Below are 15,172 nucleotides of genomic sequence, written 5' to 3' on the forward strand. Positions count from 1 at the left end.
TACTGTGTCATGAATATATTTAAGAAGATACTCGGCGACCGCGACATCGAATTACTCATCGGCAAACAACTAAGGACCGGGGTGGTCACTGCCAGCTGCATTGCTTTGCTGGGAGGCATCTTTTACCTCGTGCAACAAGGCGCGGCCAGTGTGCCGGATTATTCACAGTTTAAAGGAGAGGGAGCGGAATACACTTCTTTCCGCGGTATCTTTCACGGCGTAGCCACGGGCAGCGCCACGGAATTTATACAATTGGGCGTACTGGTATTACTGGCCACACCTATTCTCCGCATCTTCTTTTCCCTGCTGGCTTTCGCACAGGAAAAAGACAGGCTGTACGTGTTGATCACTACGCTGGTGCTGGGAATTATTTTATTCAGTATGTTCGGCGGACTGAAAATATAATACTATTCTTCCCGCAGCCGTTCGTCGGTATAGGTAATGGCGGTTCTGCCGTGGGGAACAGGTTTCCCTTGTTCATCCACACTTACAAACACCATTTTGTCAACAGTAAGAATAGTTTTTTGTGTAATCTTGTTCCGCACCTGGCAGGTGAGTGTGAGAGAAGTTCTGCCGAAGTGGGTGGCTTTAATACCCAGTTCTACGATATCGCCCTGGCGGGCAGAATTGATAAAATTGATTTCAGACATGTACTTGGTTACACAACGATTGGTACCTAACTGAATGATGGAATAAATAGCTGCTTCTTCATCGATCCAACGCAACAAACTGCCGCCAAATAAAGTGCCGTGCGCATTCAGATCCTCCGGCTTTACCCATTTCCGTGTATAAAAATTCATGACCCGTACAATTTTGAAGGCAAAGCTATTTCATTCTCCGATACGATGCACAACTTTTCCTGATACCATCGTCAGTTGTACGGCAATGTTCCCGTCGAAAATAACAAGATCGGCATCTTTTCCTGCTGCCAGCGTACCTTTCCGGTCAGACACGCCCATGATGCGCGCGGGCGTATAACTCATCATCCGCACGGCTTCTGTTACCGGCACACCTGCCAGTTCCACCATGTTTCTCACGAGGCGGTCTGCCGTAGCTACGCTGCCTGCAAATGCACTCCCATCAGGTAGTTTGGCAACACCATCTTCCACAATTACTTCCAACCCTCCATTCAGCGGCCCCAGTATGCTTTTGCCGGGAGGCATGCCCGCTGCCCGCATGGCATCGGTGATCAGCGCGATCCTGTTGGCCCCTTTTATTTTATAGATCAGTTTCAGCAGCGACGCCGGCAGGTGTGCACCGTCGGCAATCACTTCAGCATCTATTTCATCGATGAGGTAAACGCTTTCCACTACGCCGGCATAGCGATACAGGTTACGGCGCGTTACGCCCGACATGGCGGAATAAAAATGCGTAGCCAGCGTATAGCCGCACTCCACTGCCTGCACTACTTCTTCATAAACAGCATCCGTGTGGGCAATAGCCGGTAAAACACCTTTACTCCGCAGGTAATTGCCCATTTCCAGCGCACCGGGTAATTCGGGTGCTACACTCCAGCGGGAAATGTGCGGGCTGTAATCAAGTATTTCTTTGTATTCAGCCGGATCTGGGTTACGGATATAGCGCGGGTCCTGCGCGCCGCGCTGGTTCATGGCGAAATAGGGTCCTTCGAGGTGCATGCCCAGGAAAGAGGCCCCGTTATGCGGCAATGCCACTGCCTGGCGATAAATATCCAGCGTATGTAAAAGCCCTGCTTTCTCTGCGGTTAAAGTGGTAGGCACCATTGCGGTAGTGCCATATCGTGCATGCGTTTCCGTTATACGGTGAAAAGCGTTTACGGTGCCATCCATAAAATCATGGCCACCGCCTCCATGTATATGCAGGTCGATGAAGCCGGGGGACACGTAATTGCCCCCGGCATCTATTATCTTATCAGCATGATCAGGAATGGTTCCTTCTCCCACTGCTGCAATCCGGCCTTCTTTAATCAGCACACTTCCGTAGGTGATTACCCGGAACGGCGTAATCAGGCGGCCATTGATAATTTTAATAGTTTCCTGCATGTATTAAACTGTTTTCTGCGCTGGTTGCAGTTTTGCGGCAGATGCTTCATCCAGGTAAAACACACAATCTGCATGTGTTTGTAGAATACTGGCAGGAAACAAATTGCTCACGGGCTGCTCCAGGCTGTCTTTTACTGCCTGCGCCTTTCGCTCGCCGGGTACCGAACAGATAATATGTTTCGATAGCAGGATCTGGTGCACCGACATACTGATGGCCTGCAAAGGCACTTCTGTAACGGCGCTGAACCAGCCTTCATTCATTTGTTGTTGCCGGCAGGCGGCGTCGAGGTTCACTACAAGATACGGTTTCGTGGTGTTAAAATCTGCCGGAGGATCATTAAAAGCGAGATGGCCATTTTCTCCTATGCCCACCAAAGCCACATCAATGGGATGCGCCTGTATGAGTGCGGAAATGCGGCTGCATTCTGCTTCGGGATCGCCTTCCCCGTTGATCAGGCACACCGATTGCAACGGCGCTACCTTGTCGAGAAAACGTTCTCTCAGGTACTTCCTGAAACTGGCCGGATGTGTTACCGGCAAGCCAATATATTCATCGAGGTGGAACATATTCACTTTTCCCCAGTCAATATCGCTGGCTATCAGTTGCCGGATTGTTTCAAACTGGCTTGTACCGGTGGCCAGTATAATATTGGCGCTGCCTTTTTCTGCTATAGCGGCCTTAATCAATGCCACTGCAGTATTGCCGGCTGCAGTACCCAATGTTTGCGGGTCTTTGGATCGGATGATTTTCATTGCACTTATATTTTTTCAGGAGATGATTACTTTTTGCTTTTTACCCCGGTGGTACCACCCTGCTGCAGGGAGATGTCTACCGGCTTGTTATGCTGCCAGGCGCCGTTGGTAAAATCGGGGATGTCGATGGAATTGGAGCGGTTGGCCACCGACCATTCACTCAGCGGGCCTATAGCGCTCCATGCGGCTGCATCGTATACGTCGATGTCTACGGGTAAACCGTTGCGTAAACAATCAATCAGGCGCCAGTCCATTAAAAAGTCCATACCACCGTGGCCTCCTACCTGTTTGGCCATCTCACCCAACTTCTTAATAATGGCAGGCGTATACTTTTCTTCCAGCTGCTTAAATTCTTCTGCACTCACCCATCCTTCATGACTCAGCGAAATTCTTGGCTCCAGCGGATATTTTTGCGCGGTAGCTTTTGTGCCGCTCACCAGGTGCAGGCGGGAATATACCCGCGGGGAACTCACATCGTGCTGCAACATAATAGTGCGGCCCTTGCGGGTACGGATAGTAGTGGTATTCATGTTCCCGCGGAAATGTGCATTCACATAAGGCTTATAAAAATCATCAGTGGCCGCGAGTGCCACCGCTTTCTGATGCAACATAAAATCATTGCTTTGCATGGATACCAGGTATTCCATACTATCGCCACGGTTCACATCCAGCACCTGGCACACCGGGCCCAGGCCATGCGTGGGATACAGGTTTCCATTGCGATGTGCATTTTGTTTGAGCCGCCACACATCATAACGTTTGTTCTTATCAAAAAGGCTCTCAAAAATATCATGGATGTATGCGCCCTCGCAATGCACCAGCTCCCCGAAAAACCCCTGCCGGGCCATATTCAGCGTGAGCAGTTCAAAGAAATCGTAGCAGCAGTTTTCCAGCAGCACGCAATGTTTCTTTGTTTTCTCGGAAGTTTCTACCAGCTGCCAGCATTCATCAATTGTAACAGCCGCCGGAATTTCCGTGGCCACATGCTTACCGTGCAACATAGCGTATACAGCAATAGGCGTGTGCAAATCCCACGGCGTGGCAATGTATACCAGGTCAATATCATCACGTTCACACAATTGCTTCCACGCATCTGCCGATCCCGTGTATTCGTGCGGGTGATAACCGGCATCTTTAATTCTCTCTTTGGTAGCGGCAATCATTTCCGGCCTGATATCACACAATGCCTTTACCTCCACACCCTGCAAATAGGTGATACGCTCCACGGCAGCGGAGCCCCGGTTACCAAGACCGATATAACCTATGCGCACCGTATCTATTTTCGGCGCTGCATAACCGCTCATATTAAACTGCTGCCGGTATTTTCTGCCTGCCTGTTTCCTGATCTGATCCAATGCTTTTCCTGGTTTTTCCTGCGCACTGGCATAACCGGGTACCAGCGTACTGCTGCCAATTCCAATGCCTGCTATTCCTATTAATTTTAAAAAATCTCTGCGTTCATTTATCATAAAGATATATTTTCTACATTACTGAAAAATGCTTTGCCCCGGCTGTTTACAGCGTTTTCTCAATTGGAAGAATTCCTCCTGCTGCGCCTGCAACGCGGCTCCAGTCACCGGCCGGCCAGACATGGTAACCGGCATCTTAAACACAACATCCCTTCCGCTCAACGCCGCCGCCAGCGAAAGATCCCCCCACTGCAACAAACCCGGTACATGTACAGCCATACTGAAATAATCGATCCCCATGCGTTCATCAAAACGGTAACTCAACGGGCCGCCGTTCAGCGTTACCTGTGCTGCTGTTCCATTCAGCGCTGCAAAAAACAGGGAGGCCACGCCAGCCTCCCTGCTACCGTTAAGCACTATACGAACATCACCATTTACCATTTTCAAATAATCTGTAATAATCCGCAGATCACTTACCCATCTCCCCTGCACGGTGCTACCCAACCATAAGGCAGAACGCGCCAGGGTATGATAAGGCGGCTGGCTGCCATCTGTAGCAGTGGCAGATACGGAGCTTTGCTCACCGCAACCCCACAGGTCTGCCAGCACAATGCCACTACCGGTCTCCGTTAATTCCGTAATCAATGCCGCGGGAATACTGTCTTTTCCACCCGGATGGGTTACCACTACATAACCTTTCTCTTTACTGCGCGGAGCACGCAACAGCAAAGGGATCAGTGAACCATCTGTTGTTTCCAGCGCTACACGCTCCCACCCTTCCTGTGGCGAATACCGGTGTGCCTGTTTCAGTGTGCTGTTTTCGTTTATCCGTAACAGTTGTTGCAATGCTTTTCTCTTCTCATCAACATTAATATTTTCTTCCAGCAATGTTTGATGAAGCAGTTGCCCCTGCCGGCTGCACCATGCTGCGGTAGTGATCACGCTGGTGTCGCGGCGCCCGTTGGGAAAAGTGAGCAGCTGTGCAGCGGGCAGCAAATTAAAAGCCGGTTCCTTTTTGGGCGCCCCGGTACCAATATGTTTCAGCTGCAAATCCATCCAGCCAATCATGGTTTCCCTTATTTCAGGCCAGTAACCATGCACGGTGTTAAACAACTGGTAACTGAGTTTATCTCCGGCGTGCAGTAACTCATATATAGACGCAGCCTGTTTATAACTGCGCAACATTTCCGAAGGGTAAAACGACTTACTTGCATCATTCAGCGCATTACAGATTTTCAATGCGCGGGGCGCCACCATTGCCAGTACCCCGGATTCTTCCATGTAGGTAAGTCCATCCGGTACCAGCTCACATACACAATTGCTGTTCATGATGTAAGATTCAAAAGTACCTACACTCACTACCGGTACGGCCGCTTTAATGCGCTCGTCCATTGCTGCCAGCCACATGGTTTGATTTCCGCCGCCGCTGGCGCCGGTGGCGCCTATACGCGCTTTGTCCACTTCCGGTAAACTGCAAAGTAAATCTACTCCCCTCATGTTATCGGTGAGTTGCATGCCCAGCAAAGTATTGCCTGTATTCATCAGCGAAGCGCCGAGGTTGGCCCCGTGGTATTCCGCCACGCCTTCGGTGGTGGTTCTTTCACCGGCACCCCATGCATCAATATTTAAACACACGTAGCCATTTAATGCGAGGCTATGCGCCGTGGCCTGTACCATTTCCCCTATGCGGGCATCCTTCCAGTGGCCGTGCATGTTGATCACCGCCGGGAAAGGCCCTTTGCCATCGGGGATGTATAAGTTGGCAGTGGCAAATACACCGGGCCTTGTCTGGAACAGGATATTACGTATATGGTACCCCGTTAGTTGCGTACGCCCGGTTTCTTTTACCAGCAATGGCAGTTTGTGGTCCTCCACGGCGCCGGTCGACTGCAGAATGGCGGTTTTCAGTTGCCGGCGCCGTTGTGTCCATTCCTGCTCCGTGGCAGGCAGCACCTGCGCCTGAAACGCGGTGGCCGCCTGCTGCTTCAGCTGTTGCTGGATAATATCCGTCCGCTCTCCGGAGAAAACTTTTGGCAACGGCCCCTGCGGAGCGTAGAATAGTGAGGACAACACCATGAAAAAGGAAACTAATGCTTTCAAGTATAATTGTGTTTAATGATCAGATCAATCTACGTCCCACCAAAGACGGGTGGCGGCATTATCCGGTCCTCCCAACAGCTGGATACCTTTCTTCAGCTCTTCGCCGTTGTTCACCGCTTCAGAAGAAGGATAAGGCAGCCGCTTGATAAAAGTACCGGCCGGTAAATCGGGGTTATCCGATTTCACCACCGGGTACATCACCGGGAAACCGCTGCGGCGGTATTCTGCCCAGGCTTCCAGCCCGTCGGGGTAAATAGCCAGCCACTTCTGCGTGCCTATCTGCTGACGTTGTATGTTTACCGCAGTACCAAATTTAACTGGTATATTGGCTACTGCAGCAGAATTTTCCACATCGCCGGGAGCTACCGGCACTGCAGTGGAATTCGTATAGGCGTTGATAACAGCTGCGTCCTTCACGCCCCAGTTTTCCATGCTCACCGCAATGCCTTTATCGTACAGATCTTTAGCCGATCCATCCATATTCCAGCCATTCAATGCGCCTTCTGCCCGCAAGAAATAGGCTTCTGCCGCCATCATCACGTGCTTGGACGCCTCCAGTGCAGGCAGCCAGGAGAGGTTCAGCGGATTGTAGGTAGCCCAGTAAGTACCCGCATTGGAAGTTTGCGATGCCTGGTTCAATGGGTTATTCAGCGACACTGCCGGTGATCCGTTGCGCACGCCACGGAAAGTACCGCCATTTACCGCAGGCTGGTAAAAAGCCCCGATCCTTGGATCATTGTAGCCTTTCATATAAGAAGCCATGGTAGCGCTCATACTGAATTCATTATAGGAGGCCACCCTTGCCAGGCCGTTACCATCGCCACCATTCAGCGATTTTTTCATCATGGCGGTATGTGCTACTGCTGTCATTACACCACTTGTCACAGCGGCTTCAGCTTCCTGTTTGGCGCGGCCGGGCTGTACTTTTGAAATACGCAGCGCCAGCCGCAAACGCAGCGTATTGGCGAAACGGATCCACTGTTGCACATCCCCGGCGTATATCAGGTCGTTAGCGCCAAAAATATTGGTAGCGCTGGTTGTTTTCAGGTTCTTTACGGCATGGTCCAGTCTTTTGAAGAAGTCGTCATAAATTTTATCCTGCGCATCATAAGGTATAACATCCTGGGCTTTTCCGGCATCAAAATAAGCTACCGGACCGAAATAATCCGTCAGGTGATGAAAAGCATATACCCACATGATTTCCGCAAGTGCATATTCGCCGGAGGTTTCTTCCGTATTCTCAAAAATGGTGCGCAGCTGTGGTACAGTTTGCACATAGGCAATGATGCCGGGACGCGGCAACCAGCCGTCGTTGATCACATAACGATCGGTTTGAAAGCTGTTGGTGTTCAGCGCAAAATATTGCGCATATAAATCGGCATACAGGTTTTGTACGGTCTGGTAATATCCCTGGTTGATCCCGGCAGATGATTCTGCCTTTGAAAACATAAATGGTAATTCTCCCTTACCTACCCCTGTTAACCCGCTTGGGTCCACATTCATGGAATCGAAGTTTTTTGTACAGCTGCCCAGCATCACCGTCAGCGCCAGCGGAAGTATATATTTTAATTGCTTGTTCATGGCTGTGTGTTTTTTGTTGACTAAAAGGATACATTTAGGTTCAGGCCAAAGCTGCGTACTGCCGGCGGTAAACCGGCTTCTATGCCCTGGTAGTTACTGGTACCCAGCGCGGATTCCGGATCTACCGGCAAAGTACGTTTACCCATGCCCGGTATATCCAGCACAGATTTACCACGGTACAGGAAAAACAGGTTACGTGCCGTTAAAGAAAGCCTGGCACGCTTTACCAGCTTCTGATCGAAATCGAAATCATACCCGAAGGATAATTCCCTCAACCGGAAATTGGTGGCGCTGAAAGCAAAGAATTGTCCCCATGCATCACGGCCACCCTGCGATACTTTTGTCCAGAAATCTTCTGCGTCGATAGATTTGGCATTGGCGCTTCCGTCTGCCAGCACACCGGGCAATACCAGTCCGCCGCTCCTGTATTGAGTGGTATAATCGGCTACGCCATAGGAAGCCAGCAGTGCATCAGTACCGGATATAACGATACCGCCTACACGCCCGTCAATGAGGAACGACATACTGAATTTTTTATACTGGAACTGGTTGTTCCAGCCCAGGGTGAAGTCGGGATTAAAATTGCCAAGGTATTGATTCTGCGCAACCACGGGGAGGCCATCAGTACCTATGAGGTATTGTCCTGTTTTCGGATCTTTCTGCCATGCGTATCCGTACATATCTCCATACTTACCTCCTACTCTTGCCTGCACAGTAGCGAAATTAGTAGCGGAAGAAAGGCCGATCTGGTCCACACCATCTTTCAGGTAAAGCACCTTGTTGCTGTTGGTGGCAAAATTCACGCTGGTGTTCCAGGTAAAATCCTTGCGTTGTATGGGTGTACCTGTGAGCATAATTTCAAGCCCCTTATTCTGTATATTACCTGCGTTGATATACTGGTCGTCAAAACCGCTGGCCTGTGGCAATCCAACATTCAGCAACTGGTTAATGGTATTATTCTTATACACCGTAGCATCCAGTCCCAGCCGGCCATTGAGGAATTTCCATTCCAGTCCCACCTCCCACGATTTTGTTTGTTCGGGCTTCAGGTTATAAATGGATTTTGTATTATCTCTCGATACAAAACCACCGCCGGCGCCTACACTATAATAATAAGCCTGCAACAGCATGTAAGGATCTGCATCATTACCCACTTGTGTATAAGCAGCACGCACCTTACCAAACGTAACCCAGGAAGGCATCTTCAGCATATCTGATATTACGGCCGATAATCCCACGGAAGGATAAAAATAGCTGTACGGACTTGGCAATGTGGAAGACCAGTCGTTACGCGCACTTACATCTAAATATAAATACTGCCTGAAATCCAGCTGGGCATTACCATACACGGATTGTATCTCTTTCTGCACCGTAGTGTTGGTAGTAGCCGGCGCAGTAGCAAACATGAGATTAAAATGGTTAGGAATGCTTAGCCCGTTGGCCAGCGCCTGTGAATTATATCCCTTGCTGGTAAGGATGCTTCCGCCTACATTATAATTCACATGGAAATCGCCGGATAATTTATTGCTGCCGGATAACAACAGGTCCATGTTACGTTCCCAGTGATTTACATACGCCTCCAGGTAACGGCCGCCGGGCTGCACGGGGAAAGCGACCGTACCGTTATAATAGGATGCAGTGATTTTATCGTCATAACGGTCAAGGCTATACCGGCCCTGTAAACTGAGCCAGTCGGTAAGCCGGTATTTGGCTGATCCCATCAGCATAATACGGTTGCGCGATTCATCCACCATGTTACGGTACACGTCCCAGTAAGGATTCTGGAAGGTGGTGGAATTGGTCCAGTAAATGGGGTAAGGCTGACCGGTAGCATCGGTACCTTCAAAATGGTTCAGCGAATCCTTGCTGAGATCACGCGGCATCAGGTAGGCTTCATTGGCAACGCCCTGATCGCCCAGGCGTGGCTTGTTTTTAATATCCTGGCTGATGTAAGTTAATTTTACATCCGTTGTTAAGCGGGGCAATATTTCGGCGGCAACCCGGAGGTTCAGTATATTTCTTTCCAGCCTGTTTTTAGGAATAATACCACTGATGGCATTGTTGGTGTAAGATGCATAGCCACGCAGTTTGTCGTTGCCGCCGGAAATATCGATAGAATTGTTCACGGCTGTTCCTGTGTTAAAAAAGCTTCTCACATTATCGGAATAGGTTTGTGCCGGGGCTCCCCAGCTGGCAGGGGCGCGGGTTCCGGCTTGTCCTTTGCTGCCGCTGCCATAGGTGTTCTGGAATTTCATCAGCATATTAGGCTGGTCCAGCGATACGCCGCCGTTATAATTTACGGCCAGCTTGCCACTTTTACCGCTTTTGGTGGTGATGATGATAGCGCCGTTGGCAGCGCGGCTACCATACAAAGCCGCTGCCGCCGGACCTTTCAGCACGTTGATGGATTCCACGTCCTGCGGGTTCACGCTGGCCGCGCCATCGCTGCCGGAGTAACCGCTGCTGATACTTTTAGGCTGCGTGGAAATAGTGTTGGCAGAACCGCCGCCGTTTTTTTCGGTCGACATAGTATTGTCTATCGGCACGCCATCTACTACGATCAGCGCATTATTATTACCGCTGATCGACCGGTTGCCGCGTAATACTACTCTTACTGCTCCGCCGGGGCCGGAGGCTGCCGGCGTAATCACTGCGCCCGCCACTTTACCGCTCAGGGTATTCATAATATTAGCGCCGGGATCCTTCACCGTGTTGATGGCGGCGTTATCCAGTTGTTGGGTGGCATAGCCCAGGGAGCGGGTTTTACGCTCAATACCCAATGCGGTGACCACTACTTCATTTAAGCCCGTAGCGCTTTGCTGCAGTGCTACATCGATAATTGTTTGTGTTGATACAGGGATTTCTTTCTTATCATATCCTACATAGGTAAATACCAGCATAGCGCCGGCAGCCGCGGAAATGGCATACTTTCCTTCGGCATCAGTACTCACACCGCGTGTGGTACCCTTTACGCTTACACTTACGCCGGGAAGCGGCGATCTGGAAGCAGCGTCGCGTACTACGCCCTTCAGGGATAATTGATCTTGTGCGGATAGCTGCCAGGGCAAGGCAATTAGCATGATTAGGAAATACAGGTGTAGCTTTTGGCTAATACAGCTTCTCATACACTATGAATTTTATGGTGATCCTGGTTGGTAATTGTGAACCTAAAATACACCCGATGATTCCTTTCTTTGGAAAATTCACCGAGAACGTTACCGATTGATTTATTATATTTAAGTATTCCAACCACACCTGTAAGAAGAATGCGCCGACACTATGCTACCATAAAAGACATTGCTCATGCATTGAATATCTCTGTATCCACCGTTTCAAGGGCTTTGAGAGATACGTATGACGTAAGTGCAGATACCCGTAAACTGGTGCTGGAAATGGCTGCCAAATTGAATTACAAGCCCAACTTCAATGCCACCGGCCTCGTAAAAAACAGTACGCATAACCTGGCGGTGATACTGCCAGGTATTACCAATTATTATTTCTCTACTGTATTTACCGGCATCCAGGAAATCGCCTACAGCCATAATTATAATATCATATTGTATGTAACGAACGATGATGCCGCGCGGGAATTAAACATCATCAGAAATCTTTCTTTCAGCAGCCTGGATGGACTGCTGGTATCGGTTTCCTCACAGGCGGATTCCTGTGATCATTTCCAGGAAATCATCGACGACGGTATACCCGTGGTGTTCTTCGACCGCGTGGCAGCCGGTATCCGTACCTCCAAAGTAATGCAGGACGACTACAACGGCGCCTTTGAAGCTACCACGCATCTTATTGCCAACGGCTACAAAAAAATAGCGCACATTGCAGGGCCGGAAGGACTCACGTTTACCACCAGCCGCCTCAATGGCTACCTGGATGCGTTGCGGAAGCATGGAATGCCTATCCGCAAAAAATGGATCATCCATTCCGGGTTTACACAGGAATGCGGCGAAAATGACCTTGAAAAATTATGGAAGCTGAATGATAAACCGGATGCGGTTTTTGCGGTAAACGACCGTAAGGCAGTGGGCGCCATCGTCACGCTGAAGAAGAAGAATATTGCGGTAGGGAAAGAAGTGGGCGTGATCGGTTTTACCAACGACCCGATGTCTGCTATCATCTCCCCATCCCTTTCCACTATTGCTGAACCAGCCTTTGAAATAGGAAAGAAAAGCTGCCAGCTGCTGCTGAATCATATTAAGAAGAAGAATTTTATTCCTGAAGAAATTATCCTGCCCGGAAAATTAATTATCCGGGAAAGCAGTATACGTTCATAATCGTATACGCTTTCCCGTTATTATATTTTTTGGAAGATGATTACCTTAATTTTCCTTTGGAGGCAATTCAGCCTCGTTATGCAGCTTTACCGGTTTCTCTGAACGCGCTTTTACCTTCAGGTTCAGCACCTCGATAAATACAGAGAATGCCATCGCAAAATAAATATAGCCTTTTGGAATATGCTGGTCGAAGCTTTCCGCTATCAGCGAAACGCCAATCAGCAACAGGAACGATAATGCCAGCATTTTCACAGTAGGGTGACTGTTCACAAAACGGCTGATACCTTCGGATGCCAGCAGCATAACGCCTACAGATACCACAACCGCCGCAATCATGATCTCCACATGATCAGCCATTCCCACGGCCGTGATCACGGAATCCAGTGAAAACACAATATCCAGTAACAGGATCTGCACAATCACCTGCCCAAACTTCATCTGTTTGGCATTGGCATTCGCATGCTCTTCTCCTTCCAGTTTCTCGTGGATTTCCGCAGTACTTTTATAAATAAGGAATAACCCTCCTACCAGTAAAATAAGGTCACGACCAGAAATGGCCAGCTTTCCCAACCACTCAGCATTCTGTATACCAACCCATTCGCCCATATTAAAAAGCGGCTTTGTCAGCGACATAATCCAGCTGATAGACAGCAGCAATAAAATACGCACAAACATGGCAAGTCCAAGCCCCAGGCGACGGGCCTTCTTTTGTTTATTTTCCGGCAGTTTCCCCGCCAGGATAGAAATAAACACAATATTGTCGATCCCCAACACGATCTCCAGTGCGGTTAGCGTTAACAGGCTTATCAGCGAGTCAACGGTAAGCAGGTGTTCCATAATTGACAGTTATATAGGTTATGTATGTGCAAACCCGAATATACTTCCTTTTTTGATAGTGATGAAATCTGCTAAACGCCTGCTAAAAACATTTGTCGTAAATTACAGGAATATACAATGATCAGCACTTCTCCCCTCCTGCTTGTTTTCTGTATCACAACACCGTTTTCTGATTAAAATAGTAATATGAAAAAAGATGAATGGCATATAGTGCGCTTTGCTTCGCGCGGTAACAACAGCTTTATAGAATCTGCCAAGGCTGCAGTACAGGATTACTTTTCCGCTAACAACATCTCTGTGTATGCCAACAGGGAAATGTGGATTAAAACAATCGTAATGCTTTCGTTATATTTCGTACCCTATACTTTGATGGTGGTGGGCCTCGGCGCCGGAAACGTGTGGCTGTACCTCGGCCTGTGGCTGCTTACCGGTCTGGGGGTTACCGGTATTGGTGCTTCCATTATGCATGATGCCAACCACGGCTCGTTTTCTCCCAAAAAGGGTATTAATGATATGATAGGCCATATCCTGGAAATCATAGGCGGATATGCACCTACCTGGAAAATACAGCACAACGTACTCCACCACACTTATACCAATGTAACCGGTTTGGATGAAGACATTGACAGTATTAAATTCCTGCGTTTCTCTCCCAATCAGCCCCGCCACTGGTATCACCGCTATCAGCACATGTATGCATGGGGCTTTTACATGCTTATGACGCTTTTCTGGATGACAGCAAAAGATTACCTGCAGGTATTACGCTATAAAAGTCATGGCCTGCTTTCAAAACAAAAAGTAACGTTAAAACAGGCCATGTTCAGGATCTCCCTGTTCAAAGTGATTTACTATGGATATATCCTGGTATTGCCGTTGATATTCTCCGGGATGCCCTGGTATTGGGTGCTGGCAGGATTCTTCCTCATGCATTTCACCGCAGGGTTGCTGCTGGCCTGTATCTTTCAGCCGGCACATGTTATGAGTTCCTCCGGATACGCCACCCCGGACGCCGACAGGAAAATGAAAGACAGCTGGGCCGTACATGAAATGGAAAATACCACCAACTACGCACCACGCAGCCGCGTATTATCCTGGTGCATCGGCGGGTTAAACTACCAGATAGAACATCACCTGTTTTCCGGCATCTGCCACGTGCATTACCGGAAACTGGCGCCTATTGTGAAACAACAGGCGGCTGCCTTTAACATACCTTACCAGGTTCAACCAACCTTTATACGCGCCCTGTGGGAACATGCCCGCATGCTCAAAAAACTTGGCCGTAAATAAAACAAACAGGGGAGCGCCACAACCGGTACTCCCCTGTTTATCTTACCCCTGCACCTGCTCCCGGTAAGCTGAAGGACTCATGGCATGATATCTCCTGAAAAATTTGTTCAGGTGACTCTGGTCGTTAAACCCCAGCTCATGGCTGATTTCTTTCAAAGAAAAAACACTGTAGTGCAACCTGTTTTCCAACAGCTGCAATTTATACTGGTTCACATAATCCCGCAGCGTGCTGCCGGTTTGCTCTTTAAAAAAGGCACCCAGGTAATGTTTGGAGAAACCAAACAACTCCGCCAGCTGCTCTACCTGGATATCATCCGCCTGGTGAATATGTTCGTGGATATAGTTAAGAATATGTGTTACCCTCGCCCCGCTTTTAGGGCTTGCTTCCAATAATTCCTGATCAGCTACCTGTTTAATCATGGTAAACAATGCCTGTAACAAAAAGAAAACAGTATCACTGTTTTCCTGTCCGGCGACTTTCCACTCTGCCGCCACCAGCTGTATCAAAGGTTCCATACGATGAACAGCTGTAATCATTCTCTTTTGCCGCGCCTGTAACAACAGCTGATCCAGCTCCTGGTTCCAGCTTTGCTGCAACCGTATATTGCCCGTGCCATGCAGGTATACATTGGTAAACTTGATAAAGGTAAACGTAGTGGGCGCCGTAATTTCAAAATGATGCGCATCACAGGGCGCCAGTAAAAACAAACACGGACCATCATACGGAATATTCATCCCCGAAACGCAATGCGTACCGCTGCCCTTGTGTATAAAGATGAGTTCAAAATGATTATGGTTATGCACCGGATGCTCCCATTCCCGGGTAGTAAAGTGCGACACTTTCAGGTACTCGTGTTGTATGTATCTCTTCATTCTTTAAAATATACCAATGAACCCCGCG

12 protein-coding genes are annotated in these 15,172 nt (G+C 48.9%); 3 read left to right on the plus strand and 9 right to left on the minus strand.

Annotated features, from left to right (window positions below; translation table 11 throughout):
- Positions 1 to 9: 9 nt before the first annotated feature.
- Positions 10 to 405, plus strand: a complete 396-nt coding sequence (locus V7S65_RS14770; RefSeq protein WP_336386657.1) for a DUF1634 domain-containing protein — start codon at positions 10 to 12, stop codon at positions 403 to 405.
- A 2-nt stretch (positions 406 to 407) separates the two neighbouring features.
- Here the strand turns inward: V7S65_RS14770 and V7S65_RS14775 are convergent, their stop codons facing one another.
- From V7S65_RS14775 to V7S65_RS14805, 7 genes are read right to left on the minus strand one after another with little or no spacing between them, the layout of a single operon-like run.
- The gene (locus V7S65_RS14775) at positions 408 to 800 is read right to left on the minus strand and encodes an acyl-CoA thioesterase (RefSeq protein ID WP_079470631.1); all 393 of its coding nucleotides are present in this window, start codon (positions 798 to 800) and stop codon (positions 408 to 410) included.
- Positions 801 to 830: 30 nt separating this feature from the next.
- On the minus strand, positions 831 to 2,021 hold the full coding sequence (nagA, locus tag V7S65_RS14780) for an N-acetylglucosamine-6-phosphate deacetylase (RefSeq protein WP_336386656.1): 1,191 nt from the start codon (positions 2,019 to 2,021) through the stop codon (positions 831 to 833).
- 3 nt (positions 2,022 to 2,024) lie between these two features.
- On the minus strand, positions 2,025 to 2,774 hold the full coding sequence (locus tag V7S65_RS14785; protein WP_111577809.1) for a glucosamine-6-phosphate deaminase: 750 nt from the start codon (positions 2,772 to 2,774) through the stop codon (positions 2,025 to 2,027).
- 26 nt (positions 2,775 to 2,800) lie between these two features.
- The gene (locus V7S65_RS14790; RefSeq protein WP_111577810.1) at positions 2,801 to 4,243 is read right to left on the minus strand and encodes a Gfo/Idh/MocA family oxidoreductase; all 1,443 of its coding nucleotides are present in this window, start codon (positions 4,241 to 4,243) and stop codon (positions 2,801 to 2,803) included.
- Positions 4,244 to 4,261: 18 nt separating this feature from the next.
- Positions 4,262 to 6,283, minus strand: a complete 2,022-nt coding sequence (locus tag V7S65_RS14795) for a dienelactone hydrolase family protein (RefSeq protein ID WP_336386655.1) — start codon at positions 6,281 to 6,283, stop codon at positions 4,262 to 4,264.
- A 24-nt stretch (positions 6,284 to 6,307) separates the two neighbouring features.
- Positions 6,308 to 7,864, minus strand: coding sequence for a SusD/RagB family nutrient-binding outer membrane lipoprotein (locus V7S65_RS14800; protein ID WP_336386654.1), 1,557 nt, complete (start codon positions 7,862 to 7,864; stop codon positions 6,308 to 6,310).
- A gap of 20 nt (positions 7,865 to 7,884) precedes the next feature.
- Positions 7,885 to 10,944 (minus strand): SusC/RagA family TonB-linked outer membrane protein, encoded by a 3,060-nt coding sequence (locus V7S65_RS14805; RefSeq protein WP_336386653.1) that lies wholly within the window; start codon positions 10,942 to 10,944, stop codon positions 7,885 to 7,887.
- A gap of 186 nt (positions 10,945 to 11,130) precedes the next feature.
- Here V7S65_RS14805 and V7S65_RS14810 point away from each other — a divergent pair, with 186 nt between their 5' ends.
- Positions 11,131 to 12,147 (plus strand): LacI family DNA-binding transcriptional regulator, encoded by a 1,017-nt coding sequence (locus V7S65_RS14810; RefSeq protein WP_079470638.1) that lies wholly within the window; start codon positions 11,131 to 11,133, stop codon positions 12,145 to 12,147.
- A gap of 45 nt (positions 12,148 to 12,192) precedes the next feature.
- On the opposite strand, the gene V7S65_RS14815 is transcribed toward V7S65_RS14810, so the two are convergent.
- Entirely contained in the window at positions 12,193 to 12,984 is a 792-nt protein-coding gene (locus V7S65_RS14815; RefSeq protein ID WP_336386652.1) for a TerC family protein, read from the minus strand.
- Positions 12,985 to 13,170: 186 nt separating this feature from the next.
- Here V7S65_RS14815 and V7S65_RS14820 point away from each other — a divergent pair, with 186 nt between their 5' ends.
- A complete protein-coding gene (locus V7S65_RS14820; RefSeq protein ID WP_227024506.1) occupies positions 13,171 to 14,271 on the plus strand; it encodes a fatty acid desaturase family protein in 1,101 nt (366 codons plus the stop codon).
- 42 nt (positions 14,272 to 14,313) lie between these two features.
- Here the strand turns inward: V7S65_RS14820 and V7S65_RS14825 are convergent, their stop codons facing one another.
- Positions 14,314 to 15,144 carry a helix-turn-helix transcriptional regulator gene (locus V7S65_RS14825; protein ID WP_336386651.1) on the minus strand — a complete coding sequence of 277 codons (831 nt, stop codon included), beginning with the start codon at positions 15,142 to 15,144 and terminating at the stop codon, positions 14,314 to 14,316.
- Positions 15,145 to 15,172 lie beyond the last annotated feature (28 nt).

Origin of the sequence: Chitinophaga sp. CCNWYY40 (genome assembly GCF_037483205.1) — a bacterium.
Taxonomy (GTDB): domain Bacteria; phylum Bacteroidota; class Bacteroidia; order Chitinophagales; family Chitinophagaceae; genus Chitinophaga; species Chitinophaga ginsengisegetis.

Excerpts from the sequence above, each read along its gene's own strand:
- V7S65_RS14810 (WP_079470638.1), top strand. The coding sequence starts at position 11,131 with ATGCGCCGACACTATGCTACCATAAAAGACATTGCTCATGCATTGAAT.
- nagA (WP_336386656.1), bottom strand. The coding sequence starts at position 2,021 with ATGCAGGAAACTATTAAAATTATCAATGGCCGCCTGATTACGCCGTTC.
- V7S65_RS14775 (WP_079470631.1), bottom strand. The coding sequence starts at position 800 with ATGAATTTTTATACACGGAAATGGGTAAAGCCGGAGGATCTGAATGCG.
- V7S65_RS14785 (WP_111577809.1), bottom strand. The coding sequence starts at position 2,774 with ATGAAAATCATCCGATCCAAAGACCCGCAAACATTGGGTACTGCAGCC.
- V7S65_RS14820 (WP_227024506.1), top strand. The coding sequence starts at position 13,171 with ATGAAAAAAGATGAATGGCATATAGTGCGCTTTGCTTCGCGCGGTAAC.
- V7S65_RS14770 (WP_336386657.1), top strand. The coding sequence starts at position 10 with ATGAATATATTTAAGAAGATACTCGGCGACCGCGACATCGAATTACTC.
- V7S65_RS14805 (WP_336386653.1), bottom strand. The coding sequence starts at position 10,944 with ATGCTAATTGCCTTGCCCTGGCAGCTATCCGCACAAGATCAATTATCC.
- V7S65_RS14790 (WP_111577810.1), bottom strand. The coding sequence starts at position 4,243 with ATGATAAATGAACGCAGAGATTTTTTAAAATTAATAGGAATAGCAGGC.
- V7S65_RS14800 (WP_336386654.1), bottom strand. The coding sequence starts at position 7,864 with ATGAACAAGCAATTAAAATATATACTTCCGCTGGCGCTGACGGTGATG.
- V7S65_RS14825 (WP_336386651.1), bottom strand. The coding sequence starts at position 15,144 with ATGAAGAGATACATACAACACGAGTACCTGAAAGTGTCGCACTTTACT.
- V7S65_RS14815 (WP_336386652.1), bottom strand. The coding sequence starts at position 12,984 with ATGGAACACCTGCTTACCGTTGACTCGCTGATAAGCCTGTTAACGCTA.